This is a genomic window from Dyadobacter sp. CY345, assembly GCF_021502725.1.
Lineage (GTDB): Bacteria > Bacteroidota > Bacteroidia > Cytophagales > Spirosomataceae > Dyadobacter.
Window position 1 is genome coordinate 1 of the sequence record NZ_JAKFFS010000009.1, and the last position, 26,792, is coordinate 26,792.

The window sequence follows — 26,792 nt, forward strand, 5'->3', positions numbered from 1 at the left end:
GAGCAGTACTAATTACCCAATAGCTTGCACAACTTTTAACTCATTCTCTTTTGCTTCCAATATGACATGAAATTCAATGTCGAATGATATAATGAGTGAATGATAGAATACATTCAAAATTCACTCAATCAAAATTCAACCATTGTACACTCAAAGATCTTGTTGGTGGCTATTGGCCCGGTGTTCACCTCTTCCCATCCCGAACAGAGAAGTTAAGCCCGGAACCGCCGATGATACTTGGGTCAAACCTGGTAAAGTAGGTAGCCGCCACAATACTATTATAACTAATCCCATCTTCATAAGAGATGGGATTTTTCGTTTATAACAAAACTTTATTTCTCCTTACTATTGCAGGACTAATTTCATTTTTAATATATTTGTATCGACTTAAATCTGTCGAAATCAAAACATGACAATTACTTCAAATATTACCTGGTGGTGGCGTGCACGTCTTAATAAGATGGACGAGTAAGCTCTATTGTGTAGTATAAGATATCTAATATACTTTCCAAGCGGCTAGCTGTTCATCTGACAGCTAGCCGCTTTTTTGTTATATCTATTCCAACTTAAAATATGTCCGCTTTAACCAAAACCTTTTCTATTTCTACCCGGCATAAAAAACTGCTGGCAGATACCCTTACACCCGTTTCTATTTATCTGAAACTTCGGGATCGCTTTGTAAATACGATCCTGCTTGAAAGTTCGGACTATCATGGTAATGAAAACTCGTTCACCTATATCTGCTGCGATCCTGTGTCTTCATTTAAGCTAAATGAAAACATTGTCACTCAGAAATATCCCGACGGCTCAATAGAGACATTTACGCTTGCTAAACGTAAAGACGCCGTTCAGGCACTATATGGCTATGCGCAAAGCTTTATTTCAGAAAAAAGTGGTTTCCCGTTTATTACAAATGGCCTATTTGGTCATATGACCTATGACGCGGTTACTTATTTTGAAGATATTGAAATTCAACCTACAAGTCCGGAAACTGAAATTGATCAGATTTTCTACCAGGTTTACCGTTACGTTATAGCGATAAACCACTTCAAAAATGAACTCTACATTTTTGAACATCAATACGGTGAAAATAGCGAAGAGAGCGGCCTCGATATGTTGGAGGGGCTGATTAAAAACAGAAATTTCCCTAAATACGATTTTCATATTACCTCAGACGAAACATCCAACGTAACTGATGACGAAATGAGAGGCGTGATCCAGAAAGGAATCGACCACTGTTTAAGAGGGGATGTATTCCAGATCGTGCCCTCCCGTCGTTTCAGCAGAGATTTCCAGGGTGATGAATTTAATGTTTACCGGGCGTTACGCTCAATCAATCCATCCCCTTATTTGTTTTATTTCGATTACGGCAATTATAAAATTTTCGGCTCATCTCCCGAAAAGCAAATATTTATTAAAAATGGCCAGGCGGAAATTCACCCGATTGCCGGCACTTTCCGGAGAACGGGTGATGATCAGGCAGACGCGGAAGCTGCACAACAATTGCTTAATGACCCAAAAGAAACTGCTGAGCATGTAATGCTTGTTGACCTGGCAAGAAATGATTTAAGTCGCAGCTGTGATGCCGTTAAGGTTACAAATTATAAGGAAGTTCAATATTATTCTCATGTCATTCACCTTGTTTCAAAAGTTGTAGGAAGGATGAATGAAGGCGTAAATCCATTACAACTGGTGGCAGACACATTCCCGGCAGGAACGCTTTCCGGAGCACCAAAACATAACGCCATGAAGCTGATTGACCAGATGGAAACCAGCAATCGCAGCATTTACGGTGGTGCCATCGGGTTTATGGATTTCAACGGAGATTTTAACCATGCCATTGCCATTCGTACTTTCCTTAGTAAAGACAATACCCTGTTTTACCGCGCGGGAATGGGCGTTGTGGCCAAGTCTAATGTAGAAAGCGAATTACAGGAAATTAATAGCAAGCTGGCCGCGTTACGTAAAGCAATTGATGTAGCTGAAACAATCTGAGAGGCCAGTGTTATGGGACAGGTTAAAGTTTATGGAATACGGTCACAGTTGATGCCAATCCGCAGCCTGGTTTCTGATGTTTTGCACAAATGTATCGTTGAAGCTTTCAAATATCCTGAAAACAAACGCATACATCGGTTCTTTTATCTGGATGATGAAGATTTTTTCTATCCCCAAGATAGGACCAACAGGTACACCATCATTGAAATTTCCCTTTTTGAAGGGCGTTCCGTTGCATCGAAGAATGATCTGTATCAATTGATTTTTATCCGATTTGAGCAAGAATTTGGCATAAGGCCAAATGATGTTGAAATCACCTTAACAGAAACTCCGCTTCATAACTGGGGCATTCGTGGAAAATCAGGTGACGAACTGATATTAGATTACAAAGTTTCCGTGTGAAATACTTAGCGATCTCAAAACTTTACCCAAATTTTACCTCTAAAAAATGAAAATTCTTGTTTTAGATAATTACGATTCCTTCACCTACAACCTAGTTTACATTCTCCGTGAACTACATGGTGAGGTAGATATATTCCGTAACGATAAAATCACCCTGGAAGAAGTTGATCGTTATGACAAAATCCTTCTTTCTCCTGGTCCGGGAATTCCATCCGAGGCTGGTATAATGCAGGATCTTATTCGCCAGTATGGCCCAACGAAAAGTATTCTGGGTATTTGCTTAGGTCATCAGGCAATCGGCGAGGTATACGGTGCAAGTCTTGAAAATATGACAGATGTACTGCATGGCATTAGTGATAAGGCCATTGTAACAGATTCCACAGACCGCATCTTTCAGGGTCTTCCCTCTGAAATTCAGGTTGGACGATACCATTCCTGGACAGTAGTTCCTGAAACTTTTACCGATGATCTGACCATTACTGCGTTAGACGAAGCGGGTAGGGTAATGGCGCTTTCTCATAAAACGTATGACGTAAAAGGCGTTCAGTTCCATCCTGAATCGGTTTTAACTGATCATGGAAAGGCAATGCTGCAAAACTGGTTAAACTTGTAATCCTTCTTATTTTATTAATAAAGGCGAAACGCCATCCATGAATTTCAAGCATGAAAAATATTCTCGGACATTTATTTGAATACAAAGTATTAAGTAAAGAACAAGCCAAAGAAATTCTGATTGGCATCAGTTCCGGCCAGTATTCCAATTCGGAAATTGCCTCATTCCTCACGATTTATGCCATGAGAAGCATTACGGTTGAAGAGCTGGAAGGTTTTCGTGACGCAATGCTGGAAATGTGTCTGAGGGTAGATTTATCAGCTTATGATCCAATTGATGTTTGCGGAACAGGCGGAGACGGTAAGGATACTTTTAACATATCCACGCTTTCGTGTTTTGTTGTGGCAGGTGCGGGACAGCGCGTGGCAAAACATGGAAATCATGGTGTGTCGTCCATGTGTGGCTCTTCCACGGTACTCGAATTTCTGGGAGCTAAATTTACGAATGACAGATCTATTCTGGAACGACAGATTGACGAAGCTGGTGTATGCTTTTTACACGCGCCACTTTTTCATCCGGCCATGAAAAACGTCGCCCCGGTTCGCAGAGAATTAGGTATAAAAACGTTCTTTAATATGCTGGGCCCGATGGTAAATCCTGCCTCGCCGGGAAAGCAATTGGTTGGTGTTTTTAGTCTTGAATTAGCACGACTTTTTGCTTATCTTTACCAACAGACTGATAAACAGTTTCTGGTTGTTCACGCCCTAGACGGTTACGATGAAGTGTCATTAACAGGTGCATTTAAAATCATAACAGCTCATACAGAGCAAGTTCTGACTCCTTCCCATTTAGGATTGGATACGTTGCGCGCCTCCGAACTTTCCGGTGGCGATACCGTCGAAGCCTCAGCAAAAATTTTCATGAATGTATTAAACGATGAAGCTACCTCAGCCCAGAAACAGGCAGTTTTAGCTAATTCGGCGTTAGCTTTACATTGTGCAAATCCAAAACTGGCCTTGCTCGATGCTGTTGAAGTCGCGCGTGAATCATTGGAAAGTAAAAAGGCTCTGCAAAGCTTTAAAAAACTGACAGCATGATAACAAGCCTGGATCAACTCGATATGAATGGTACTTACAGCTACGCAGACTACCTTAAATGGGAGTTTGAAGAGCGTGTGGAGTTGATCAAAGGGAAAATATTCAAAATGTCGCCGGCACCGGCCAGAAGACACCAAAGGATTTCCACGCGTTTCCTGGGAGAGCTGTACAACTTTCTAAATAACGAAACTTGTCAGATTTATGCCACGCCGTTTGATGTTCGTTTAACTCCTCGGAAAGCCGATAACACGACTAAAATTGATACGGTTGTTCAACCTGATATATGCGTAATTTGTGATACTGAAAAACTTGATGGTAAAGGTTGCATTGGAGCGCCAGACCTGATTATTGAGATTCTTTCTCCCGGTAATTCCCAGGTAGAAATGAAAAATAAATTTGAAGTATATGAAGAAAATGGAGTGCAGGAATATTGGCTGGCAGAGCCTACTACCGAGACCATTTTTGTTTATATTCTAAATGAGGAAGGAAAGTATATTGGACTACATCCGTTTACTACGGCAGATGTTATTACAAGCCATGTTTTTCCTGATTTTAAACTAAACGTTGCTGATATTTTCAAAGATTAAAAAAATGATAAAGAGTTTTTGGTCCGTTTACTTATTTGCACTTTTAAATATCTGCTTGTTGTCAGAAACAAGTGCAAAAATCAGCGGCTCCAATCTAACTGAAAACAGCTCCGAAGAACCTAAGAAATACAACTACCTGCTCTATCTTCCGAAAGGATATACCACTGAAAAAAAGAAGTATCCGTTGGTAATTTATCTTCACGGAAGTTCCCAAAAGGGAAATGATATAAATAAACTTAAAGCCTACGGACCACCTCAACTTGTAGAAGCGGGAAGAAACTTTGATTTTATTATTGTCTCACCACAATGTCCGTCGGGTGTCCGAAACTGGTCTGAGGAAAACTGGTTTGAATCTCTATTTGCGGAACTCAATTCCAAATACGAAATCGATCCGGACAGGATTTATCTGACTGGGGTAAGCATGGGCGGCGGCGGTACCTTTGATCTTGCAAAAAGATATCCTGATAAATTCGCGGCTTTAGTACCATTGTGTGCATGGGACAGTGATGTTACAAATCTTTGCAACATCCGTCATATACCGACCTGGACATTTCATGGCAAACAGGACGCCGTTGTACCGGTTTCAGAAACGGAAGAAAAGGTGAAAAAACTGCGTGACTGCGAAGGAAAAATTGAATTGACAGTCCTGGAAAATGAAGGACATGGTATCCAGTGGCTTTACGAAAAACAAGATATATATGACATCTACGACTGGATGTTAAAGCACAAAAGGAAAGCTAAATGAATATATTAGAGAAAATTATTGCGCGTAAGAGAGTCGAAGTTGCGTTATCAAAAAAGATAAAAAGCATCGCTGACCTTGAAAAAGAGGAATTGTTTGGTCGTACCTCCGCTTCTCTGTCAGCTGATTTAAGAAATACTCAGGCTCCTCGTATTATTTCAGAATTTAAGAGAAAGTCTCCTTCGAAAGGGGTCATCAATGGTGAGGTATTGCCGGAAATTGTGACGGCTGATTATGTTTCCGCAGGAGTGTCGGCGCTTTCCGTTTTGACAGATATAGACTTTTTTGGAGGTTCTTTTGATGATTTTTTAAAAGCCCGTAGAGCAAATCCGAATATCCCAATGCTTAGGAAAGATTTCATTGTGGATGAATACCAGCTTTTTGAAGCCAAGTCTATTGGCGCGGATTTAATTCTTTTAATCGCAGCCTGTCTTGAACCATCTGAGGTAAAAGCACTTAGTGAAAAGGCACATGATCTTGGAATGGAAGTTCTTTTAGAAGTTCATAATTCTGAGGAGCTGGCACAAAGTTTGTGCGATACAGTCGATATAGTGGGCGTAAACAACCGGAATCTTAAAACTTTTGAGACCTCCATTCAAACTTCCATAGATTTAAGTACACAAATTCCTGATTCATTTGTTAAAATATCTGAAAGTGGTCTGAGTGATGCAGAAACTATTTTTGAGCTGTTTAATTATGGCTTTAAAGGATTTTTGATCGGAGAAACATTCATGAAAACAGAAAATCCGGGAGCAGCGCTGGTAGCATTGCAAAATAATTTATTACGAATTGGTAACAGTAACCCTCACGTTGTATGAAAGTTAAAGTTTGCGGAATGCGCCAGCAAGGCAACATTGAAGAATTGATAGCATTGCAGCCAAATTTCATTGGATTTATATTTTCCGAAAAATCCCCTCGTTTCGTAGGTAATGATTTGGACGCGAATTTTGTTAAAAGCATACCGAACACAATCAAGAAGGTTGGGGTGTTTGTGAACGCAAGTCCGGGATATATTCTGGATACTGTTAAGAAATATGATTTACAGTACGCTCAGCTGCATGGAAATGAGCTCCCGGACATGTGTCGGAGCATTCGTCAGAAGGGCGTCAATATCATTAAGGCGTTCTCAATACATGACCAGTTTAACTTTGCTATGCTGAACAATTACAAATCATTTTGTGATATGTTTTTGTTTGACACCAAAGGAGATAATCCGGGAGGAAATGGAAAAGCATTTGACTGGAGCCTTTTGAAAAGATATGACAACGAAAAACCGTTTTTCCTGAGCGGAGGAGTAGGTTTGGAAAATATAGATGAAGTGATTGCTTTGTCCAAAACACTGCCTATCTACGGAATTGATGTAAATAGTATGTTTGAAACAGAACCGGGTGTGAAAGATATTTCAAAATTAAAGATACTATTCGATAAGGTAAGGGTTAAAAAAGGGGAACAGGCAGAAGCATAAACTTATGGAAACAGTACAAGAGAAAAATGCATATCAGGCAAGCAGCCAGGGGTATTACGGAACATTTGGCGGTGCTTTTATACCGGAAATGTTATATCCTAATGTAGAAGAATTGCGTGAAAATTATCTTCAGATCATTTCAGCGCCTTCTTTTAAAAAGGAATATGATGACTTACTTAAAAATTATGTAGGTCGCCCAACGCCTCTATACCACGCTAACCGACTTTCAGAAAAGTACGGAACGAACATATATCTGAAACGTGAAGATCTGTGTCATACCGGAGCCCATAAAGTCAATAATACAATCGGACAGATTTTATTGGCTCAAAAACTTGGTAAGAAACGTGTTGTAGCAGAAACCGGCGCAGGACAGCATGGTGTGGCTACGGCTACGGTTTGTGCACTGATGGACATTGAATGTATCGTCTACATGGGCGAGCTGGATATTGAACGTCAGGCTCCGAATGTTGCCCGTATGAAAATGCTTGGGGCAGAAGTAAGACCGGCAACATGCGGTTCAAGAACGCTGAAAGATGCTACAAACGAGGCTATGCGCCACTGGATAAATAATCCTGTTGACACCCATTACATCATCGGTTCTGTGGTTGGACCTCATCCATATCCGGATATGGTCGCTCGTTTTCAATCGGTTATTTCAGAAGAAATAAAATGGCAGCTGAAAGAACAGACGGGTAAAGAAAATCCTGACTATGTCATTGCATGTGTAGGCGGAGGCAGTAACGCCGCTGGTGCATTTTACCATTATCTTGACGATCTTGACACAAAATTAGTAGCTGTTGAGGCGGCTGGACAAGGCATCAGTTCCGGACATTCGGCAGCGACGACAGCTTTGGGCACGCCGGGAGTTTTGCATGGAAGTCGTACGATATTGATGCAAACTGAAGACGGGCAGGTGGTAGAACCTTTCTCTATTTCTGCTGGTTTGGATTATCCTGGAATCGGTCCTCAGCATGCATATCTTTATGAAAGTGGCAGAGGCACCTTTTTATCCGCTACGGACGAAGAAGCCGTTGCAGCAGCTTTTGAACTTACAAAACTTGAAGGGATTATTCCTGCATTGGAAACTTCTCATGCCTTGGCTATTTTAAACCGTTTAGGAGCTACGACCAGCGAAACTGTGGTCATTAACCTTTCTGGACGTGGTGATAAGGATATGGCAACTTATATGAAATACATTAACTAAATAGATACTGGCTATTAGCCAACAGGATTCCGGCGGAGAGAGCTAATCCTAAAAGCTAATAGCCAACAGCTACTTTAAATATTATTAACAATGGCTACACTGGCATTACCGGAAGTTTTTGAAATGCGTCTTAAAGTGCAAGAGCTTGAAAAGAAAGTAAACTCTGGCGACCTATCCTTATTTGAAAGATGCGAAATTGAAGATGAAATTCTAGAATTGAAAGAACAACTTGGAGAATTTGACCGTCTGAAATTCAGTGATGAGGGTGAATGTTTAAATTGCTCAGCATAAATAACTTTTAATACTCAACGCAATCATGATCGTATTGTAACCACTACTATTGATTGTACGATGAACACACGCACACTATTCACAGTTGGCCATTCCAGCCATCCGCCGGATTATTTTCTGGAACTGTTACAACATTACAAAATCACTTGCCTAATCGACGTCAGAAGCGTTGCGGCCAGTGCCTACAACCCCCATTTTAATAAAGAGCCGCTCACAGCTTTTTTAAAGAACAGCGGTATCACCTATCTGCATTTTTCGAAAGAATTCGGCGCCAGACATACTGATCCCCAGCTTCTTGATCCTGATGGAAAAGTTGATTTCGAAAAAGTTAGGAATTCAGATCATTTCAAAGAAGGCATCCAAAGATTAACGCAGGGCCTGGAAAACGGTTTCACGATCGCTCTGATGTGTTCAGAGGCGGATCCTTTGGACTGTCACCGCTTTTCTATGATTTCAAGTGCTCTGGCCGAAAAAGGATTTGATGTAAATCATATCCTCAAAGACAAATCTCTCGCTTCAAACGAACAGCTTGAAAAGGCTCTTTTCAAGAAATTTTACAAGAAACTGCCTGTTCCTACTGTGTTTGAACCTAATATCACAATTCAGGATCAAATCAGAACTGCATACCGTCTAAAAAATCAGGAGATCGCTTTTTCTCCATACACACACAACACTGATGAAAATTTATGATCAATTTATTCACCATTGGTTTCACCAAAAAGCCAGCGGAAACATTCTTTAAATTGTTAAAGGATTCGGATATCAAACGACTCGTCGATACACGGATCAATAATGTTTCCCAACTCTCAGGTTTTGCAAAAGGATCTGATCTGCAATTCTTCGCCAGGGAAATTGGCAATATTTCCTATGACCACAACCTGGATTTCGCGCCGACAAAGGAACTTCTATACCTGTACCGTACAAAAAAATTAAGCTGGAATGAATATGAAACGGAGTATCTGAACTTGCTCGATATCCGTAAAATTGCTCAAAAAATCAACGTCGAAAATCTTCACCAGAATTGCCTGTTATGCAGCGAGCACAAACCTGACAAATGCCACCGCAGGTTGCTTGCTGAATATTTGAAACAGGTAAGAAATGATATCCAAATCACACACCTGATCTGATCACGGTAAGGTGACAATTCGTTTTGTCTGTTTAGCCAATTCTATAAAAGAAGGGGGAAGGTGCCTGGCAGGCATCGAGCTAAACAATAACAATGAGCCTATCATTGGAAAAAATGGCCCGAAATGGATACGTCCGATATGCAACACACAGCACGGTAAAATTTATACGCACTGGGTAACACATATTAAATTGCTGGATATTGTCGAGATAGAATCAACCGGTATTCCTGTTAAACCATCTTACCAATCAGAGAATATTTTCTTTAAAGACGAACAGTTAAATGTCGTCGGAAGGTTTAACCGAAATGGCTTAAACAAGCTGGTCGACAATAGATATTATATTTTTGGAAATTGGGGAAAAGCACTTTCAACGGATGAAATTGTCTTTCTGGATCATTCGCTGGTACTTTTGCGCGTCAATGAGTTTCAGGTGACTGAAAAGATTAATCCCGATGACCCAGGTAAGAAAAAAATTCGTTTACAGTTTTCATACAATGAAACGAAATACGATTTTCCGGTAACGGATCCTGTATTTTCACAACTTTACACCAACAACCCTGCAATTTTAAATGTGATCGGCAGCTTATATTTATGCGTTTCGATAGGTATAAATTTCAATGGCTGGTATTATAAGCTAGTGGCCGGAATTATTCCCGGTCCGCCTTAATTCAAATTATAATTATAAATTGCTTAACTTTTAATTTAACCTAAATAATAAACCTATTCAAAATGAAATACATTTCTTTATTTTTAGCCGGTTTTCTACTTTTTGGAACAATCGCTTACGCAAATTCGGATAAAAAAACAGCTCCTAAAAAAATGCTTCGCCACGCCGTATTATTTAAATTTAAAGACTCTGCCACGCCGGCACAAGTAAAAGAAGTTGAAGATGCGTTTCGCAAACTTCCATCAAAAGTGAAAGAAGTGAAAGGTTTTGAATGGGGAACGAACAATAGCCCGGAAGGACTTAGCCAGGGTTTCACACACATGTTTTTCGTATCTTTTGACAGCGAAGAAGGGCGCGCAGCTTACCTGCCTCATCCAGACCACAAAGCATTTGTGAAAGTTTTGGAACCGCATTTAGATAAAGTTTTAGTGATCGATTACTGGACACAGGAATGAACAGAATAGTTAATCTTTTTAATACAAAACCAACAAGCCAGCCCGGCGAGGGGCTGCTTAACGTTTATTTCACAGCAGGTTTTCCGGAACTGAACGATACCACAAAAGTGCTGGACGCCTTGCAGGATGGCGGCGCAGATCTTGTTGAAATCGGAATGCCGTATTCAGATCCGGTTGCTGACGGGGAAACCATTCAAAAAAGCAATGAAAGAGCTTTGGACAATGGTATGACTGTAAAGCTTCTTTTTGATCAGTTGCAGGATATGCGCAAAACGCTTACTATTCCTGTTTTACTTATGGGTTATATCAATCCTGTCATGCAGTTTGGAGTTGAAAATTTCTGCAAGAGATGCGCAGAAGTTGGTGTCGACGGACTTATTCTGCCGGATATGCCGATGGATGTTTATCTGAATGAATACAAATCCATTTTCGATGCGTATGGAATTCTGAACATCTTCCTGGTAACACCTCAAACTTCGGAATCGCGTATCAGACAGATTGATCAGGCTAGTGAAGGATTTATTTATACTGTTTCTTCTGCCAGCGTTACAGGCTCGAAAAGCGGCGTAAGCACAGATATGGAATCTTATTTCAACCGCATCAATGCGATGAATTTGAAAAATCCGCGCCTGATTGGTTTTGGTATCAAGGATAATGCAACCTATGTGAAGGCTTGTCACTATGCTCAGGGCGCCATCATCGGCAGTGCATTCATACGCGTTTTGGAAGAAAGCAAAGACCTCGAAAATGATATTCGCCAGTTTGTTCAGGAAATAAAAAATCCAGCTTCAGTGACAATGGACGCCTGATATTTCCAGAAAACATTGGCATCAATTTTTTAACAAACAATCCGGCAGGCGGGTTGTTTGTTTTTTTGTTTGGAGCCTATGAAAACTTATTCAAAAATTGTAGCGCTGGTGCTTTTCACCTGTGTTTTTACCATTTCGAAAGCACAATTTCGACTTGATCTCGAAGGCGGAATTATTCCGGGTACCAGCTATAATAGAGTCCGTATTCCAAGTATTGGCGGAACGCAAGTAAATTTATCAAAAGATCTTAATAGTAATAACAAAGTTTTTTACCGTATCAGGTTGGGATATACTTTTGCGAAACGACATAACATTCTGCTTTTATATGCCCCTCTGACATTGAAATACAATGGGAGTTTTGACCGAAACATAAACTTTAACGGTCAGAATTTTGCTTCAAATACTCCTGTGGATGTTTTCTATAAATTTAATTCTTACCGATTGACTTATCGATATAATTTCATCGAGCAAGGTCGCTGGCAGGTGGGAGCGGGGTTAACAGCCAAAATACGCGATGCTGATATCCGTTTCAAAAACGAGTTCTTGGACACACATTATGACAATGTCGGATTTGTTCCCATCATTAATTTCTATGCTCGTTACAAGCCTAATTACCATTGGTCATTCATCGTTGAGGGTGACGCTCTTGCAGCGAAACAGGGACGCGCGGAAGATATTTTCGCCGGCACCAGCTATCAGATTAATTCGTCTCTGGGAATAAAACTCGGATATCGTGTATTGGAAGGTGGGGCAGATAATGATAAAATCTACAATTTCAACTGGGTGAATTATATCAGCGCCGGAATTCTGGTTTCGCTTTAAAATCTTTCAAATTAGCATAAAAAAGATTATATTAGTACGCTCTATGGTCGGCGGAGGAAATCGTACTTTTTGCTTTGTAAAATCGTTACCATAGTAATCAATACAATCCCAAATCCTATGGCGGCTTTTACACCAGTGATGGAAGGACTTCTCCTTCGTATTCAGGAATACCGGCAAAAATATTATCAGAACCAGCTTTTGAAAGGTATCATCTTTTCAGCGGCGCTGCTGATGAGCGTATATCTCATATTTAATACACTTGAATACTTTGGACGTTTCAGTTCCGGTGTCCGGGGAACCTTGTTTTTCGGATTTCTGGCCGTGCTGATGTTTTCGTTTTTCCAATGGGTAATTCAGCCGCTGATACATTTATTCGGCCTTAAAAGGCCTCTTTCGGACGAAGATGCTGCCTTGCAAATCGGCCAATATTTTCCAGAAGTTGGTGATAAGCTCCTGAATACTTTACAGCTCAGAAATCTTTCCGGAACGCAGTCTGACCTTATCGAAGCCAGTATCCGCCAAAAATCAGGGCAGCTGCTGATCGTAAAATTTTCAGATGCAATACGATTTAACGAAAACAGAAAATGGATTAAATATGCCATTTATCCGTTGGCGGCGATAGGAGTCATCTTACTCTTTAATCCCTCATTTTTCACTTCCAGCTCCGACAGGATCATCCATTTTCAGAAAAATTATACTTACGCGCCTTTTTCTTTCCAATTGGAAAACAAGAATTTGAAGGCTTTTCGTAATGAAGATTTTACTTTGAAGTTAAGGCTGAAAGGTGACGCCTTGCCAAAAGATGTGTATCTGGTACAAAATGGAACGCGTTTCAAACTCAATCAGGAAGGTAATCAGCAGTATTCCTATATTTTTAAAAATATCCAGCGTGAAGTTGCTTTTTCTTTTGAAGCTGCCGGATTTCTTTCGGACGAGTACAAGCTAACTGTGATTGAGCGTCCTTCATTACTTTCGTTTGATGTAAATCTGCATTATCCCGCCTACTTACATAAGCCTTCGGAAGGTTTGAATAATGTCGGTAATTTGTCAATTCCGGAAGGCACAACGGTTGAATGGAACTTCAATACCTCGTCAACAAATTCACTGGCCATCCGCTTTGAAAATGATTCTCTCTTATACAAAGCTTCGGAGAACGATGACGAAGGATTTCAGGTAACAAAACGATCAGTCCGCCGCTCTGCACAATATCAAATTCAGCTTAAAAATGATGAAGCTGCCAATTCCGACAAGATTGGCTATTATATCAATGTGATCCCTGATAAGTTCCCTGTCATGTCTCTGGAAAATTTCCAGGATACGACCATGTATAATTATCTTGTTTTGGGCGGCTCGATAAGCGACGATTATGGTTTCTCACAATTGAAATTGTTCTATTCAGTGCAGCGGGAAAATGAGAAGAAAGGATCAGCTCCAAAATCCATCCCGATCCCATTTAACAAAACGGTTAACACACAAAGCTTTTATTTCCAGTGGTATGTAGACAGCCTTAAACTGGCTCCGGGAGACAAGATTGAATACTTTGCTCAGGTGTGGGATAATGACGGCGTAAACGGTGCAAAAAGTGCCCGTTCCAGGTCTATTCAGTTCACTGTTCCGTCGCAGGATCAGCTCGAAGCCGAGATTCGTAAGTCTGAGCAGAATACAGAAAATCAGATTGAGTCAGCAATGAAAAAAGCGCAGAGCCTTGAAAAAGATCTGACTGCTTTGGATGACCGTTTGAAAAGTAACAAGGAGCTCGATTTTAAAGAAAAAAAACAAATTGAGGAAGTCCTGAAAAAGCGTGAGGAGCTGATGAAAGAACTTCAGTCCCTGCAGGAGAAAAACCAGGCAATGAATGAAAAATCCAAACAGTTTAGCCAGCAAAGCCCGGAGCTTCAGGAAAAACTGGATCAGCTTCAGAAACTGATGAAGGAGCTTATGGATAATGATACGGATAAACTTTATAAAGAACTTCAGAAACTGCTAGATCAGAAGAAAAGCGAACGGATGTCCAACACGCTAGATAAACTGAAAAACAAAGAACATAACCTGGAAAAGGAACTTGAACGTACCATGAAGCTCTTTAAGCAGATGCAGATGGAACAGAAAATGGAAAATCTGGTTGACAAGCTTGACAAACTAGCGGACAAGGAAGAAGAATTGGCGGACAAATCTCAACAGAATGATAAAAACAATAATTCTGAGGACAAAAAAGGTAAGAATGAAGATCTGAAAAAGGAGCAGGAAAAAATTCAGGAAGAGTTTGATAAGGCAAAGGAAAATGCCAAGGAAATAGAAGAGTTGAGTAAGGAGCTCGAACAGCCCATTGACCCAAAAGAGGAAGAGCAAAAAAACGCCTCTGAGCAGATGAAAGAAGGTAAGGAGCAACTCGCCAAGCAGCAGAATTCAAAAGCGGCTCAGGCCCAGAAAAAAGCAGCCAAGTCGATGCGGGAAATGTCTGAGTCGATGATGGAAGCCATGGAAGCGCAAGAGGCTGAGCAGATGCAGGAAGATATGGATGCGTTGAGAGATATTCTCGAAAACCTTATCACTTTATCTTTTGATCAGGAAAAACTGATGAAAGATTTTCGTGGTGTGAATCTGCAGGATCCACGTTTTGTAAAACTTGGCCAGCAGCAGTTGAAACTGAAAGACGATGCGAAAGTTGTTGAGGATAGCCTTTATGCACTAGCCAGTCGCGTTGTACAGATTCAGTCCTTTATTACCCGGGAATTGAATGACATGAAGCAATACATGGACGAAAGCGTTAAAAGTATTAAAGACAGAAATATCAATGTAGCTACATCGAAGCAGCAGTTTTCTATGACCTCGATGAATAATCTCGCTTTAATGCTTAGCGATGTTTTCAAACAAATGCAGCAGCAAATGGCAATGGCAATGCCGGGGCAGGGTAAAGGAAAAAAGGGCAAACAGAAGGGTGAACAGCCGGGAATGGGTGAGATGCAGGAAAAGCTGAACGGGAAAATCAAACAGCTTGGATCCGGTAAAGAGGGGCAGGGTAATATGTCCGAACAACTGGCAAGAATGGCAGCTGAACAGGCGATGATCAGGAAGATGGTGGAGGCTATGAAGGACGCTCAAAAGGGAACGGAGGCTGGAAAAATGTTTGGACAAGAATTGCAGGAGATCATCGATAAGATGGACGAGAACGAAACGGATCTTGTTAACAAACGTGTTACACCTGAGTTAATGAAACGAAATAAGGAAATCACTACCAGATTACTTGAGTCTGAAAAAGCAATGAAAGAACAGGACGAGGACGAGCAACGTAAGGCGCAAACGGCCAAGGAAACGCCTCGTCAGCCGCCTGCAGCTTTCGAAAAATACATTCAGGAAAAAGAAAAGCAGACAGAACTTCTTCGCACGATACCACCTACGTTTTCTCCTTTCTACAAAAGAGAGGTCGACACTTACTTCCGCAAATACCAGGCAAAGAACTGATTGCTTCAATCAAGTGTTACTATCTAACCTATTTTGAGATTCGTTCTGATTCTTAAAATAGGTTAAAAACAGCCTAAAACAGGCAGTTAATTAAATCGTAATTAGATACTTACTACCTTTGCACCAAATTTTCTTTTTGATTTGTTGAAAATCGAATCGTTTTTGTGGTATAACTCATTATAATACAGTCATTTCTGAATTAAAGTATGCTTAAATTTTTCTCGGAGGAGATTGATTTTAAACTCCCATTTCCGCTCAAAACGACGAAATGGATTAAAACTATCTCTGAATCAGAGGGTTATGAATTAGTTAACCTGAATTATATCTTCTGTACTGATGATTACTTATTGGAAATCAATAAACAATATCTGGATCACGACTATTATACAGATATTATAACGTTTGATAACAGTGAGGAAGAAGGAAAAATTGAAAGCGACATTTATGTAAGTGTTGATCGTGTGCGAGAGAACGCTGTTGAGTTTGGCGCCGACTTTGAATCTGAATTGCGGCGCGTCTTGATACACGGCCTCTTACATTTAATGGATTATACCGACACTAGTGAGGAACTAAAGGCCCAGATGCGAGCGAAGGAAGATGAATGTCTTTCACTTTTTTAAATATTTCCACGTGGAACACTTTTGAAATTTTTCAAAATTTCACGTTTCACAACATTTGAGAAAAACTTAAAATTATGTTTCAAGAATATGATGTAATCGTAGTAGGAGCTGGCCATGCCGGTTGTGAGGCAGCTGCGGCAGCTGCAACGATGGGCTCCTCCGTTTTACTCATTACAATGAATATGCACACCATAGCGCAGATGTCCTGCAACCCGGCCATGGGTGGTGTTGCCAAAGGTCAAATTGTGAGAGAGATTGATGCACTGGGCGGGCAGTCAGGAATTGTCAGCGACAAGACGATGATCCAATTCCGAATGCTGAACCTGTCCAAAGGTCCTGCCATGTGGAGCCCACGTTGTCAAAGCGACCGGATGATGTTTGCCCTGGAATGGAGGTCTATTCTGGAGAACAATCCTAATGTGGATTTTTGGCAAGATACCGTGAAGGAAATTTTACTGGACGGCGATAAGGTCAGCGGAGTTAAGACTAGTCTGGGAATCGAAATCAAATCGAAATCTGTCGTCTTAACCAACGGTACATTTTTGAATGGACTTATCCATATTGGTGAGAAAAACTTTGGTGGAGGCAGAACAGGAGAAAAAGCTGCGACCGGAATTACTGAACAATTGATTACCCTAGGATTTGAAACCGGACGAATGAAAACCGGAACGCCGCCGAGAGTAGATGGAAGATCTTTGGACTACTCAAAAATGGAAGAACAACCCGGAGACGAAAATCCGGCTAAATTTTCCTATAAAGACACTAAGAAACTGACCAAGCAACGTAGCTGCTGGATAACCTATACCAACAACGAAGTACACGAAGTCTTGAGAACAGGTTTTGAAAAATCTCCCATGTTCTCTGGCCGGATTAAAGGTCTTGGTCCACGATACTGTCCATCTGTTGAAGATAAGATCAACCGCTTTGCAGACAAAGATCGTCATCAGATTTTCGTAGAGCCGGAAGGGTGGGATACGGTTGAAGTCTATGTGAATGGTTTTTCAACTTCTCTTCCGGAAGATGTACAATATGCTGCTTTGAAAAAAATCCCTGGATTTGAAAATGTCAAAATGTTCAGGCCAGGTTATGCGATCGAGTATGATTACTTCCCACCGACACAATTGAAATCAACGCTTGAAACGCACCGGATTAAAAACCTGTTTTTTGCTGGACAAATTAACGGAACGACGGGTTATGAGGAAGCAGCTTGTCAGGGTTTGATGGCAGGGATAAATGCACACAGAAATGTAAATGCTCTTGAGCCATTTGTTCTCAAAAGATCCGAAGCATACATCGGCGTCTTAATCGATGACTTGATTAATAAAGGTACTGAGGAGCCCTATAGAATGTTCACCTCGCGTGCAGAATACAGAACCTTGCTTCGCCAGGACAACGCTGATATTCGTCTAACAGAAAAAGGCTTTGAAATCGGTTTGGCAGATCAGGAGCGACTTGACAATGTTCGCAAGAAAGTGGCGCAGGTTGAAGAGATAATCTCAGAATTTAACGGACACAAATTACAGCCAGAAGAGATAAATCAAGCACTGGAGGAATTAGGCTCTGCACCCATTAGAGAGAAAACTTCTGTAACACAATTACTGAAGCGTCCGCAGATCACCATTGAGAAAATTTCAAATGCGAGTCTTGCCATTTCCTCATTACTTGAAAAGTATGAAGAAGACACGCTTAAGCAGGCGGAAATCCATGTTAAATACGATAGCTATATTGAAAAAGAAAAGCTGCTGGTAGAAAAAATGAATCGCCTGGAAGACCTGAATATTATCGAAACTTTCAACTACGATATTGTTACATCGTTATCCTTTGAAGGGCGGGAAAAACTAAAAAGAACCAAACCTTCAACCATAGGGCAGGCATCAAGAATTAGTGGTGTCAGCCCTTCGGATATCTCGGTGCTCATGTTATTTATAGGAAGATAAATGTCTCTAGAAACTTTAATTGAATGCCCGGTTTGCAATGGTAATAGCTTCAACAATTTTTTAAATGTTGATGACTATACCGTAACAAAAAAAGAATTTACAATCCAGCAATGTAACAAATGTTACTTCCTGTTCACCAACCCACGCCCTGATCTGAATTCGATTGGTGCCTATTACCAATCCGAAGAATACATCTCGCATCATGACGACTCAAAAGGGTTGATGAACAAGGTCTATACTTCGGTGAGAAATTATACCATCAAGAAGAAGATTGAGCTGATAGGAACGCTTTCTCCCAGGCAAGGAAAGCTTTTGGATATCGGTTGTGGAACCGGCAATTTTTTGCAGGCTGTAAAGCAGGCCGGATGGGAAACTTACGGTACCGAACCAGATGCAGAAGCCAGAAAATTGGCGTCTCAGCGAGCAGGCCTAAGCGTTTTTGAGACTATAAATGCCAAAGAGCTGGAGGAAAAAAAGTTTGATATAATCACTCTTTGGCATGTTCTGGAACATGTCCATTTGCTGAACGAAACGATTGACTGGTTGTCAGACCACATGAATGATCACGGTAAAATCATTATCGCTGTTCCCAATCCACAGTCCGCTGATGCTATCAATTATGGAAGGTTTTGGGCGGCCTACGATGTGCCGAGACACCTATATCATTTCACGAAAGCAACCATGGCTCTACTGGCAAAAAAGCATCAATTAAAGATTGATGATATACAGCCGATGTGGTTCGACTCCTTCTATGTAAGCATGCTGAGTACAAAATATAAGGATAAAAAAATAAACCTGTTAGATAGTGTTAAGACTGGGCTGAAGTCTAATTTAAGGGGTCATTCCAGCTCATATGAGAGCCTAAATACCTCCAGCCTCATTTACGTCATTTCTAAAATTTAACTAACTGTAAAACCTATAACAGCCCTCAATACATTGTTTCGTATTGAGGGCTTTTGCTTAAAATATTAAACTATGTTCAAGAAGTATTTCTTACCGATTGCTTGTCTTTTTTTACTCGCAAAATGTGCGCAACAGGTAGCTCCAACCGGGGGTAAAAAAGATATAATTCCCCCTGATTTAATTGAAAGTGATCCGCCAAATCGTACACTGAACTTTAAGGGTAGCAGGATCTCCCTGTTCTTTGACGAGTATGTTGTGATAGATAATATTACACAAAAACTGATCATTACGCCTGAGGCAGAAAACCCTTACACCTTCAAACAAAAAGGCACTTCAATTGAATTAAATTTTAAAAAACAATTCGAAGACAGCACCACCTATACGCTCAATTTTGGCGACGCGATCAAGGATTATGCAGAAAAAAACCCTGCGAAAAATTTGAAACTGGTATTTAGCACCGGAAGTTCTCTGGACTCCGGACGGGTTTATGGAACCGTAAAAGACCTCCGTTCCAATAAGCCAATTTTTGACGCACTCGTAGGCTTGTATCCAATAAGTGATACCCTCAATATTGTGAAACAAAAACCATTCTATTTTTCAAGAACAGATAGCAGTGGTGTTTTTTCCATCGAAAACGCCCAAATAAAAAACTATCGATTGTTCGCGATTGATGACAAAAACCGCAATCTTTTATACAATGCAAAAGATGAAAGGATAGGCTTTTTAGAAAAACCCGTGAACGCTGGCTCCGATTCGTTGAACTATAATGTCTCACTTTTTTTATCCGATAATACACCATTTCGTGTCCAGCGAACGATACCAAAGGTCAATAATTACACGGTTGTTTTTAATAAAGGAATTGAAAAAGTAGGCGTAAATTTCATGAATAAGGATACACTGCCCTACATTGTTGAGAACAATCAGCAACTAAAATTCTTCAATATCCAACCACATCCGGATACTACCTATATTAGAATGACTGTAACCGATTCGCTCGGGAAAACTGCGGAGGATACTATAAAAGTCTCATTTCTGCAGCAGCGCGGAAAGGAAAGACAAAAAGATCCATTTACCATGACGTCTCTTCCAGCTCAAAATAAACCCCTTGCAAAGATCTTTGATTACGAACTTCAGTGGAGTAAACCGGTGGGTTTTATTGACGATAAAAAGATCCAATTAATCAGCGATAGTTTAACAAAAGAACCGCTAAGCAATTTTAAATGGGCCTGGAATAAATACCATAATCAAATTAAAATTAGCGCAAAATCAACCGCTAAGGATAGTATAAAATGGGATATACCAAAGGGAAGTATACTAAGCATTGAAGGCGATACACTTGCAAAAATGCTTATTAAACATAAGGTATTGAATGAAGAGGATTATGGTCTGCTGCGCGGCGCTGTGATCGGTGCTGATTCTTCCACCCACGTCATTCTTGAACTGGTTGATCAGGAATATAAAATCCTTCAGTCACTATACACCACTCCTTATACATTTCGGCATATCCCTCAAGGAAATTATTTTCTAAGGCTCATTATAGATACTAATAATAACAGGAGATGGGATACGGGGCTGCCAAGTGACAACCGACAGCCGGAAAAAATTTATTATTTCTCGGAAAAGCTACTCATAAAGGCAAATTTTGAAATAAACGACACCAATTTTGACTTGTCCACACTCAAATAATAAATATTTCTTATACACTAAGTGTGGATAACTATGTTGATATCTCAAAAAACCTGTGGGTAAATACCAAAATTTTGTTAACAATTATGTGGATAACCCAGTATTTGTGTGGATAAAAATCAAGTTTAAATTCTAAAGTGTATAATCCACATCTAAAATGAAGTTAACACTACGTTAATACACTGTAGAGAATGTGTATAACTTTTAAAGGGGTAGAGCAGGAGTTACCAACAACAAGATGTCTATAAATAATTTCTTACCTTGTGACTCAACAACTTAAATGTGGACAAATTTAAAAACTGCAGTGGATAAACCCTAACAGTTATCCACAAAATGTGGATAACTGTGTTAATCTACAGTGGAAAAGATAGTTATATACATATCCACAGTGCTAGAGAATAATAATAATTAAAAAAGAATTTTTTTTATCTATTATGAAAAAGGGTTTAAGTGGTTTATTGATTTATATATTTTTTTCCGGGGCGGCGTCCGCGGCCTGGGCGCAGGGTGAAAAAGAAATGGCCGAGGAGTACTTCAAAAAGGATGACTGCCCAAAGGCGCTGACCTATTATACTGCACTTTTAAAGACAGGATATGATAAAGGCAATTTGAAAAATTACACGAGCTGTATCATAAAGACAAAAGGCTGGAATGAAGGTGAGCAGTTCTTTAAAAAACAAATAAAGAGCGATGCCCTCAATTCTGCCTGGTACTACATGTCCTGGGCTGCCATGTTAAACGGACAGGGAAAGGCTCAGGAAGCAGAGAAGAAGAATGAACAGGCATTGAATGCTTCGGGTCTGCGAATTGATCTGAAGCGGGATATGGCCGATGAATTTCGATCTACTGGCCAACCCGAATGGGCTAAAAATGCGTTGATGAGTGGAAGGGAAGTTTCTAAACGTAACGATTTGTTCCAGCTGGAGCTAGCCAGTGTTTATCGGGATTTGAATGATCCTGAGAAAATGATTGATGAACTGCTATCTTATGGTACCAGGTATCAGAATATCGAAGTCGTGCAGAATATGCTTCAGGATTTTACCAAGGACGAGAAGGAACAAGTGCTTTTAGAAAAAGTGCTTTATGACAAGATCCAGAAGTTTCCTAACGAAGGATTTTATAATGAGCTTTTGATCTGGTATCAAATTCAGAAAAAGGACTTTTATAAAGCATTTATACAAGAAAGGGCACTGGACAAAAGATTCAAGCATAACGGTACCCGCCTTTATAATCTCGCAATGCTGGCTCTGCAAAATGAGGATTATGTTAATGCCGGAGCGATTTTTGATCACTTGGTCAAGGAATATCCAAAGGGACAGCTCTATCCGGTTGCCCGCAGAATGGCCATTTTTTCGAGGGAAGAGCAGGTGAAAAATACTTATCCAGTACGCAGGGAAGAGGTGCAAAAATTATTGGGGCAATATCAGCAGCTTGTTGATGAATTGGGTGTGAACGCAAGAACTGTTGAAGCACTACGGAACATGGCAACGCTGAATGCATTCTATTTGGATGATTTTAAAAAAGCTATCGATATCATGCAGATGGCTATTGAAGGCGGTAAACAGGAAAAGATGTTTGTCGATAAGTGCAAGCTGGACCTGGGTGATATTTATCTGCTTCAGGGTGAACCGTGGGAAGCGTCTCTGTTATATTCACAAGTGGAGAAATCTCAAAAAGACGATTTACTGGGTTATGAGGCAAAGCTGCGGAATGCTAAACTTCATTATTATAAAGGTGATTTTGCACTAGCCAAGGAAGTTCTTGATATTTTAAAGAAGGCAACATCCCGCGAAATTGCGAATGACGCCAACGAGCTGGGTTTGCTGATCATGGACAATACCGGACTGGACAGCAATGAAACTGCAATGAGGGAATATTCGGCGGTGGAACTTTTACTATTTCAGAATAAGAAGTATAATGCTATCGATACGCTGAAACATCTTTATAATAAATATCAAAATCATAGTTTGTCTGATGAAATTCTTTGGCTGACGGCTGAAACTTACATGAAACTTGACAGTAACCAACAGGCTATGGCGGCATTGAAATTGTTGTACTCAAAATATAGTGTAGACATTCTTGGTGATGATGCGTTGTTTGCGATGGCAAAACTTGATCAGGAAAAATTGAACAATAAAGATGAGGCAATGAAATTTTATCAAGAGTTGATGGAAAAATATCCGGGAAGTATTTTCGTCGCCGAATCACGAAAAAGATTTCGCTTGCTAAGAGGTGACGTTGTTAATTGAGAAGTTTTTAAGGTTGACCAAAAAAAGGAAGAGCGAGGCTAAAATTAGCTTCGCTCTTCCTTTTTAGAATTAAATATTTGCGAACCAATATGCAGTTCAATCCATTTACGAAAATCTCAGTCGCTTAATTATTCAATTTTATTGACCTAACTTACTAAATAGTAGTGATTTAAAGTCTGAATACACAGGATTTAATTTGATTGACTTTTTTTCAATGGAAAGGAGTAATCGCAGTCTTTCCGGAATTTCTACCGGTTTCCCCAATGTTTCTTCAACAAGATCAATAAATTTGGCTGGATGTGCTGTTGAGAGAAAAACGCCGGTAAAATTTCCGTCTGAATTTTTTCTGTATTCTTCAAGTCCGCGGTAGGCTATTGCTGTATGAGGACAAAGTAGATAATGGCTGTTTGAAAAAACTTCACGCATCGATTCCTGGGTTTCTTCGTCATTGAAAAAATAACCTGAAACTTTTTCTTTAACCAAATTCCAGTCGTCGCCGAAAAACCGCACCAGTCTGACAAAGTTGCTTGGGTTACCTACATCCATAGCGTTAGAAATTGTTTCGATCGACGCATGTGCTTCAAAGCTTCCTTCTTTAAGATATCTTGGAACTGAATTGTTCAAATTTGTAGAGGCAATGAAACGCTCAACGGGTAAGCCCATCCGATAGGCTAAAAGTCCTGCACTCAAATTTCCGAAGTTTCCGCTTGGTACTGAAAATACAATTGGCTTACCAAGTTTTTTCAGCTGCGCATAAGCTGCAAAGAAATAAAAAGATTGGGGAATAAGACGAGCAATATTTATCGAGTTGGCAGAAGCCAAATTAAATTTCTCGGTTAGTTCAGGATCTAAAAAAGCTTCCTTTACTAATTTTTGGCAATCGTCGAAAGTTCCGTCAACCTCTAATGCGGTAATATTATGGCCAAGCGTGGTAAGTTGTTTTTCCTGAATGTCGCTTACTTTACCACTTGGATAAAGAATTGTCACGGAAATTCCAGGAACTTTGAAAAATCCCTGAGCCACCGCTCCACCTGTATCTCCGGAAGTAGCAACCAGAATTTGAATTTCCTTTTTTGATTTTACTAAAAAATGAGACATTAGTGCTGCCATGAAGCGCGCACCAAAATCTTTAAACGCCATGGATGGACCGTGAAAAAGCTCTAAAACATAATCATCCGGCGTTATTTTTAGAATGGGAGCATCAAAGTCATATGAACTATGTATTAATTTTTCAATGTCTTCCTTGGAAATATCATCACCTAAAAGTGTGTTTGTTATTTCAACAGCAATTTCTTTAAAGGACTTATTTTCAATAGTATCTAAAAATTCCTGTGAAACCTTTGGAATACTTTCAGGCATGTAAAGACCATTATCCGGAGGTAAACTTCTGAATACAGCTTCTTCAAGTGATGCTTTTAGCGAAGCAGTTTTTGTACTATAAAATATCATTATATAAAAAATAAGGTCGCACTGAAAAGTACAAATTTACTTAAAATACCTGCGTGTCAGGTATCTTGGAAGTGTAATTTTGAGAAAAGTATCATAACTTGCCTTGTTAAAACAAGTATTAATTAAACAACTTTTTTGAGGTGCCATTATAGTTTTTGAACCTACAAGCTCTAAAAAAGATTATTGTAATACAGAAAAGTATAACGTGTCTTAAACGTTAAAAAATCTCATATATTTTTAATATAATTGATTCATTTTCAAATTAATATAATAGATGTCACAAGGACTTTTTAATGTTCCGGCTTTACGAAACGAGCCTGTTAAAAGTTATGCTCCCGGAACCCCGGAGAGAAGCGAATTGAAAAAGGCTTTGGAATACGCCAGGTCAAAACAGGTTGAGATTCCTCAATATATTGGGGGGGAAGAGATATTTTCTCAAAACAAAAAGCGTGTTTCCCCTCCTCATGATCATCAGCATACACTGGGATATTTTCATGAAGGAAATGCTGATGACGTTAAGAAGGCAATTGATTCGGCTTTGGAAGCACGGAAAACCTGGGCACTTATGCATTGGGAACAACGTGCTGCTGTTTTTTTAAAAGCTGCTGATTTAATCGCGGGACCTTATCGCGCGGAATTAAATGCTGCGACCATGTTGGGACAGTCGAAGAATGCCTATCAGGCGGAAATAGATTCAGCTTGCGAGATCATCGATTTTCTTCGTCTGAATGTAAATTTCCTTACTGATATCTATAAGCAACAGCCGGTATCTTCTGATGGTGTCTGGAATCGTATGGAATATCGTCCTTTGGAAGGATTTATTTTTGCTATTACTCCTTTCAATTTTACGGCCATTGCGGGTAATCTTCCTGCTGCTCCTGCGCTTATGGGTAATGTTGTGTTATGGAAACCTGCATTTACACAGGTTTATGCAGCCAATGTGATCATGAAAGTTTTTAAGGCGGCGGGACTTCCTGACGGCGTAATTAATATGATTCTGGCGGATGGCCCGGTGGCAGGTGATATTGTTTTTAAGCATGCTGATTTTGCCGGGATTCACTTTACAGGCAGCACAAAGGTTTTCCAGACAATCTGGAAAGAGATCGGTGAAAATATTGGTAACTATAAAACCTTCCCGAGAATTGTTGGAGAAACGGGTGGTAAGGATTTTGTATTAGCACATAAATCTGCAAATGCGAAGGCTTTGGCAACGGGATTAATCCGTGGTGCATTTGAATATCAGGGACAGAAATGTTCGGCGGCTTCGCGTGCTTATATACCTTCTAATTTGTGGGAAGAGGTGAAGGGATACATGTTGGCCGATCTGGCTGAGATAAAAATGGGAGGCGTGGAAGATTTTTCGAATTTTGTCAATGCCGTTATAGACGAAAAATCCTTTGATAAAATTGCCTCTTATATAGAAGGTGTAAAAAGCAACCCGGGAGATGCAGAAATTGTTGCAGGGGGAACGGTTGATAAGAGCAAGGGATATTTTATCCAGCCAACCATTATTAAAGCAGCAAAGCCAGATTATGTAACAATGTGTGACGAGATATTTGGGCCGGTACTTACTGTCTACGTATATGATGCTGATAAATTCGAAGAAATAATTCCGATTGTAGATTCGACTTCTCCCTATGCTTTAACGGGTGCTGTTTTTGCTCAGGATCGTTATGCGATTCAATATGCGACAGAACATTTGGTTAATGCTGCGGGTAACTTTTATATCAATGATAAGCCGACAGGGGCGGTAGTAGGTCAGCAACCATTTGGTGGAGCCCGTGCATCCGGTACCAATGACAAGGCAGGATCTGTATTAAACTTGTTACGCTGGGTTTCTCCACGTGTTATTAAGGAAACATTAGTTTCACCAGAAAACTACAAATATCCCTTCCTTTTGGAGTCATAATTGGATAATTTTTTTGAATAGTTTTAATACTTGAAGAATTTTCAATAATTTTTAAATTTTTCTTGCTCACCTCTTGCAGCAAGAAAAATTTTTTCTACCTTTGCAATCCCAATCGCAGACAGCGGAAACGAAAAGTGAGAGTGAAAGTTTGATTGGTACTGTTCTTTGACATGATGAGATAAACTAAAAGAGTAAGAAAAACTCGTTTAAGAAGATAACGTGGAATTTTTCGGGATTACCACAAAACAAAATTTACAATGGAGAGTTTGATCCTGGCTCAGGATGAACGCTAGCGGCAGGCTTAATACATGCAAGGCGAGGGGGCAGCAATGTCACCGTCGTACGGGTGCGTAACGCGTAT

The 26,792-nt window shown here is 40.1% G+C and carries 24 protein-coding genes and 2 rRNA genes; 25 read left to right on the plus strand and 1 reads right to left on the minus strand.

Features of this window, described 5'->3' with window-relative positions; all coding sequences use genetic code 11:
- The first annotated feature begins 161 nt into the window (after positions 1-161).
- The 23 genes from rrf to L0657_RS27760 all read left to right on the plus strand — a co-directional run bounded on the left by rrf (position 162) and on the right by L0657_RS27760 (position 23,073).
- A 5S ribosomal RNA gene (gene rrf, locus L0657_RS27650) occupies positions 162-273 on the plus strand.
- Positions 274-573: 300 nt separating this feature from the next.
- A complete protein-coding gene (locus L0657_RS27655) occupies positions 574-1,995 on the plus strand; it encodes an anthranilate synthase component I family protein (RefSeq protein ID WP_235154109.1) in 1,422 nt (473 codons plus the stop codon).
- Between the two features lie 12 nt (positions 1,996-2,007).
- Positions 2,008-2,397: a tautomerase family protein gene (locus L0657_RS27660; protein ID WP_235154110.1), complete on the plus strand. Its 390-nt coding sequence runs from the start codon at positions 2,008-2,010 to the stop codon at positions 2,395-2,397.
- A 46-nt stretch (positions 2,398-2,443) separates the two neighbouring features.
- Entirely contained in the window at positions 2,444-3,010 is a 567-nt protein-coding gene (locus L0657_RS27665) for an aminodeoxychorismate/anthranilate synthase component II (RefSeq protein ID WP_235154111.1), read from the plus strand.
- 50 nt (positions 3,011-3,060) lie between these two features.
- Positions 3,061-4,047 carry an anthranilate phosphoribosyltransferase gene (gene trpD, locus L0657_RS27670; protein ID WP_235154112.1) on the plus strand — a complete coding sequence of 329 codons (987 nt, stop codon included), beginning with the start codon at positions 3,061-3,063 and terminating at the stop codon, positions 4,045-4,047.
- Entirely contained in the window at positions 4,044-4,634 is a 591-nt protein-coding gene (locus L0657_RS27675; RefSeq protein WP_235154113.1) for a Uma2 family endonuclease, read from the plus strand. Before trpD ends, L0657_RS27675 begins: the two co-directional genes overlap by 4 nt.
- Positions 4,635-4,692: 58 nt before the next feature.
- The gene (locus L0657_RS27680; protein WP_235154114.1) at positions 4,693-5,379 is read left to right on the plus strand and encodes a prolyl oligopeptidase family serine peptidase; all 687 of its coding nucleotides are present in this window, start codon (positions 4,693-4,695) and stop codon (positions 5,377-5,379) included.
- Positions 5,376-6,194, plus strand: a complete 819-nt coding sequence (trpC, locus tag L0657_RS27685; RefSeq protein WP_235154115.1) for an indole-3-glycerol phosphate synthase TrpC — start codon at positions 5,376-5,378, stop codon at positions 6,192-6,194. The genes L0657_RS27680 and trpC overlap by 4 nt, the downstream gene beginning before the upstream one ends.
- Positions 6,191-6,841 carry a phosphoribosylanthranilate isomerase gene (locus L0657_RS27690; protein ID WP_235154116.1) on the plus strand — a complete coding sequence of 217 codons (651 nt, stop codon included), beginning with the start codon at positions 6,191-6,193 and terminating at the stop codon, positions 6,839-6,841. The genes trpC and L0657_RS27690 overlap by 4 nt, the downstream gene beginning before the upstream one ends.
- Before the next feature lie 4 nt (positions 6,842-6,845).
- Positions 6,846-8,045, plus strand: a complete 1,200-nt coding sequence (gene trpB / locus L0657_RS27695; protein WP_235154117.1) for a tryptophan synthase subunit beta — start codon at positions 6,846-6,848, stop codon at positions 8,043-8,045.
- Between the two features lie 90 nt (positions 8,046-8,135).
- The gene (locus tag L0657_RS27700; RefSeq protein ID WP_235154118.1) at positions 8,136-8,336 is read left to right on the plus strand and encodes a hypothetical protein; all 201 of its coding nucleotides are present in this window, start codon (positions 8,136-8,138) and stop codon (positions 8,334-8,336) included.
- Positions 8,337-8,396: 60 nt separating this feature from the next.
- Positions 8,397-9,026 carry a DUF488 family protein gene (locus L0657_RS27705; protein WP_235154119.1) on the plus strand — a complete coding sequence of 210 codons (630 nt, stop codon included), beginning with the start codon at positions 8,397-8,399 and terminating at the stop codon, positions 9,024-9,026.
- Positions 9,023-9,463, plus strand: a complete 441-nt coding sequence (locus L0657_RS27710) for a DUF488 family protein (protein ID WP_235154120.1) — start codon at positions 9,023-9,025, stop codon at positions 9,461-9,463. The genes L0657_RS27705 and L0657_RS27710 overlap by 4 nt, the downstream gene beginning before the upstream one ends.
- 10 nt (positions 9,464-9,473) lie before the next feature.
- Entirely contained in the window at positions 9,474-10,130 is a 657-nt protein-coding gene (locus tag L0657_RS27715; RefSeq protein ID WP_235154121.1) for a dual OB domain-containing protein, read from the plus strand.
- A gap of 62 nt (positions 10,131-10,192) precedes the next feature.
- Positions 10,193-10,585, plus strand: a complete 393-nt coding sequence (locus L0657_RS27720) for a Dabb family protein (RefSeq protein WP_235154122.1) — start codon at positions 10,193-10,195, stop codon at positions 10,583-10,585.
- Positions 10,582-11,394, plus strand: a complete 813-nt coding sequence (gene trpA / locus L0657_RS27725; RefSeq protein WP_235154123.1) for a tryptophan synthase subunit alpha — start codon at positions 10,582-10,584, stop codon at positions 11,392-11,394. Before L0657_RS27720 ends, trpA begins: the two co-directional genes overlap by 4 nt.
- A gap of 78 nt (positions 11,395-11,472) precedes the next feature.
- Positions 11,473-12,216 (plus strand): hypothetical protein, encoded by a 744-nt coding sequence (locus L0657_RS27730; protein ID WP_235154124.1) that lies wholly within the window; start codon positions 11,473-11,475, stop codon positions 12,214-12,216.
- A 138-nt stretch (positions 12,217-12,354) separates the two neighbouring features.
- Positions 12,355-15,678, plus strand: a complete 3,324-nt coding sequence (locus L0657_RS27735; protein WP_235154132.1) for a DUF4175 family protein — start codon at positions 12,355-12,357, stop codon at positions 15,676-15,678.
- Between the two features lie 206 nt (positions 15,679-15,884).
- Complete coding sequence (ybeY, locus tag L0657_RS27740; RefSeq protein WP_235154125.1) at positions 15,885-16,298, plus strand: rRNA maturation RNase YbeY; 414 nt, start codon at positions 15,885-15,887, stop codon at positions 16,296-16,298.
- Between the two features lie 74 nt (positions 16,299-16,372).
- Positions 16,373-18,235, plus strand: coding sequence for a tRNA uridine-5-carboxymethylaminomethyl(34) synthesis enzyme MnmG (gene mnmG, locus L0657_RS27745; protein WP_235154126.1), 1,863 nt, complete (start codon positions 16,373-16,375; stop codon positions 18,233-18,235).
- The gene (locus L0657_RS27750) at positions 18,236-19,138 is read left to right on the plus strand and encodes a class I SAM-dependent methyltransferase (protein ID WP_235154127.1); all 903 of its coding nucleotides are present in this window, start codon (positions 18,236-18,238) and stop codon (positions 19,136-19,138) included.
- Positions 19,139-19,210: 72 nt separating this feature from the next.
- The gene (locus L0657_RS27755) at positions 19,211-20,824 is read left to right on the plus strand and encodes an Ig-like domain-containing domain (RefSeq protein ID WP_235154128.1); all 1,614 of its coding nucleotides are present in this window, start codon (positions 19,211-19,213) and stop codon (positions 20,822-20,824) included.
- A 434-nt stretch (positions 20,825-21,258) separates the two neighbouring features.
- Positions 21,259-23,073, plus strand: coding sequence for a tetratricopeptide repeat protein (locus L0657_RS27760; protein ID WP_235154129.1), 1,815 nt, complete (start codon positions 21,259-21,261; stop codon positions 23,071-23,073).
- Between the two features lie 138 nt (positions 23,074-23,211).
- On the opposite strand, the gene thrC is transcribed toward L0657_RS27760, so the two are convergent.
- Entirely contained in the window at positions 23,212-24,522 is a 1,311-nt protein-coding gene (thrC, locus tag L0657_RS27765; protein ID WP_235154130.1) for a threonine synthase, read from the minus strand.
- A 274-nt stretch (positions 24,523-24,796) separates the two neighbouring features.
- Between thrC and pruA the strand changes: the two genes are divergently transcribed.
- Positions 24,797-26,431, plus strand: a complete 1,635-nt coding sequence (gene pruA / locus L0657_RS27770; protein ID WP_235154131.1) for an L-glutamate gamma-semialdehyde dehydrogenase — start codon at positions 24,797-24,799, stop codon at positions 26,429-26,431.
- 254 nt (positions 26,432-26,685) lie between these two features.
- Positions 26,686-26,792: ribosomal RNA gene (locus L0657_RS27775) — 16S ribosomal RNA — on the plus strand; the annotation flags it as partial.

Excerpts from the sequence above, each read along its gene's own strand:
- L0657_RS27655 (WP_235154109.1), top strand. The coding sequence starts at position 574 with ATGTCCGCTTTAACCAAAACCTTTTCTATTTCTACCCGGCATAAAAAA.
- L0657_RS27660 (WP_235154110.1), top strand. The coding sequence starts at position 2,008 with ATGGGACAGGTTAAAGTTTATGGAATACGGTCACAGTTGATGCCAATC.
- L0657_RS27665 (WP_235154111.1), top strand. The coding sequence starts at position 2,444 with ATGAAAATTCTTGTTTTAGATAATTACGATTCCTTCACCTACAACCTA.
- trpD (WP_235154112.1), top strand. The coding sequence starts at position 3,061 with ATGAAAAATATTCTCGGACATTTATTTGAATACAAAGTATTAAGTAAA.
- L0657_RS27675 (WP_235154113.1), top strand. The coding sequence starts at position 4,044 with ATGATAACAAGCCTGGATCAACTCGATATGAATGGTACTTACAGCTAC.
- trpC (WP_235154115.1), top strand. The coding sequence starts at position 5,376 with ATGAATATATTAGAGAAAATTATTGCGCGTAAGAGAGTCGAAGTTGCG.
- L0657_RS27690 (WP_235154116.1), top strand. The coding sequence starts at position 6,191 with ATGAAAGTTAAAGTTTGCGGAATGCGCCAGCAAGGCAACATTGAAGAA.
- trpB (WP_235154117.1), top strand. The coding sequence starts at position 6,846 with ATGGAAACAGTACAAGAGAAAAATGCATATCAGGCAAGCAGCCAGGGG.
- L0657_RS27700 (WP_235154118.1), top strand. The coding sequence starts at position 8,136 with ATGGCTACACTGGCATTACCGGAAGTTTTTGAAATGCGTCTTAAAGTG.
- L0657_RS27705 (WP_235154119.1), top strand. The coding sequence starts at position 8,397 with ATGAACACACGCACACTATTCACAGTTGGCCATTCCAGCCATCCGCCG.
- L0657_RS27710 (WP_235154120.1), top strand. The coding sequence starts at position 9,023 with ATGATCAATTTATTCACCATTGGTTTCACCAAAAAGCCAGCGGAAACA.
- L0657_RS27720 (WP_235154122.1), top strand. The coding sequence starts at position 10,193 with ATGAAATACATTTCTTTATTTTTAGCCGGTTTTCTACTTTTTGGAACA.
- trpA (WP_235154123.1), top strand. The coding sequence starts at position 10,582 with ATGAACAGAATAGTTAATCTTTTTAATACAAAACCAACAAGCCAGCCC.
- L0657_RS27730 (WP_235154124.1), top strand. The coding sequence starts at position 11,473 with ATGAAAACTTATTCAAAAATTGTAGCGCTGGTGCTTTTCACCTGTGTT.
- L0657_RS27735 (WP_235154132.1), top strand. The coding sequence starts at position 12,355 with ATGGAAGGACTTCTCCTTCGTATTCAGGAATACCGGCAAAAATATTAT.
- ybeY (WP_235154125.1), top strand. The coding sequence starts at position 15,885 with ATGCTTAAATTTTTCTCGGAGGAGATTGATTTTAAACTCCCATTTCCG.
- mnmG (WP_235154126.1), top strand. The coding sequence starts at position 16,373 with ATGTTTCAAGAATATGATGTAATCGTAGTAGGAGCTGGCCATGCCGGT.
- L0657_RS27750 (WP_235154127.1), top strand. The coding sequence starts at position 18,236 with ATGTCTCTAGAAACTTTAATTGAATGCCCGGTTTGCAATGGTAATAGC.
- L0657_RS27755 (WP_235154128.1), top strand. The coding sequence starts at position 19,211 with ATGTTCAAGAAGTATTTCTTACCGATTGCTTGTCTTTTTTTACTCGCA.
- L0657_RS27760 (WP_235154129.1), top strand. The coding sequence starts at position 21,259 with ATGAAAAAGGGTTTAAGTGGTTTATTGATTTATATATTTTTTTCCGGG.
- thrC (WP_235154130.1), bottom strand. The coding sequence starts at position 24,522 with ATGATATTTTATAGTACAAAAACTGCTTCGCTAAAAGCATCACTTGAA.
- pruA (WP_235154131.1), top strand. The coding sequence starts at position 24,797 with ATGTCACAAGGACTTTTTAATGTTCCGGCTTTACGAAACGAGCCTGTT.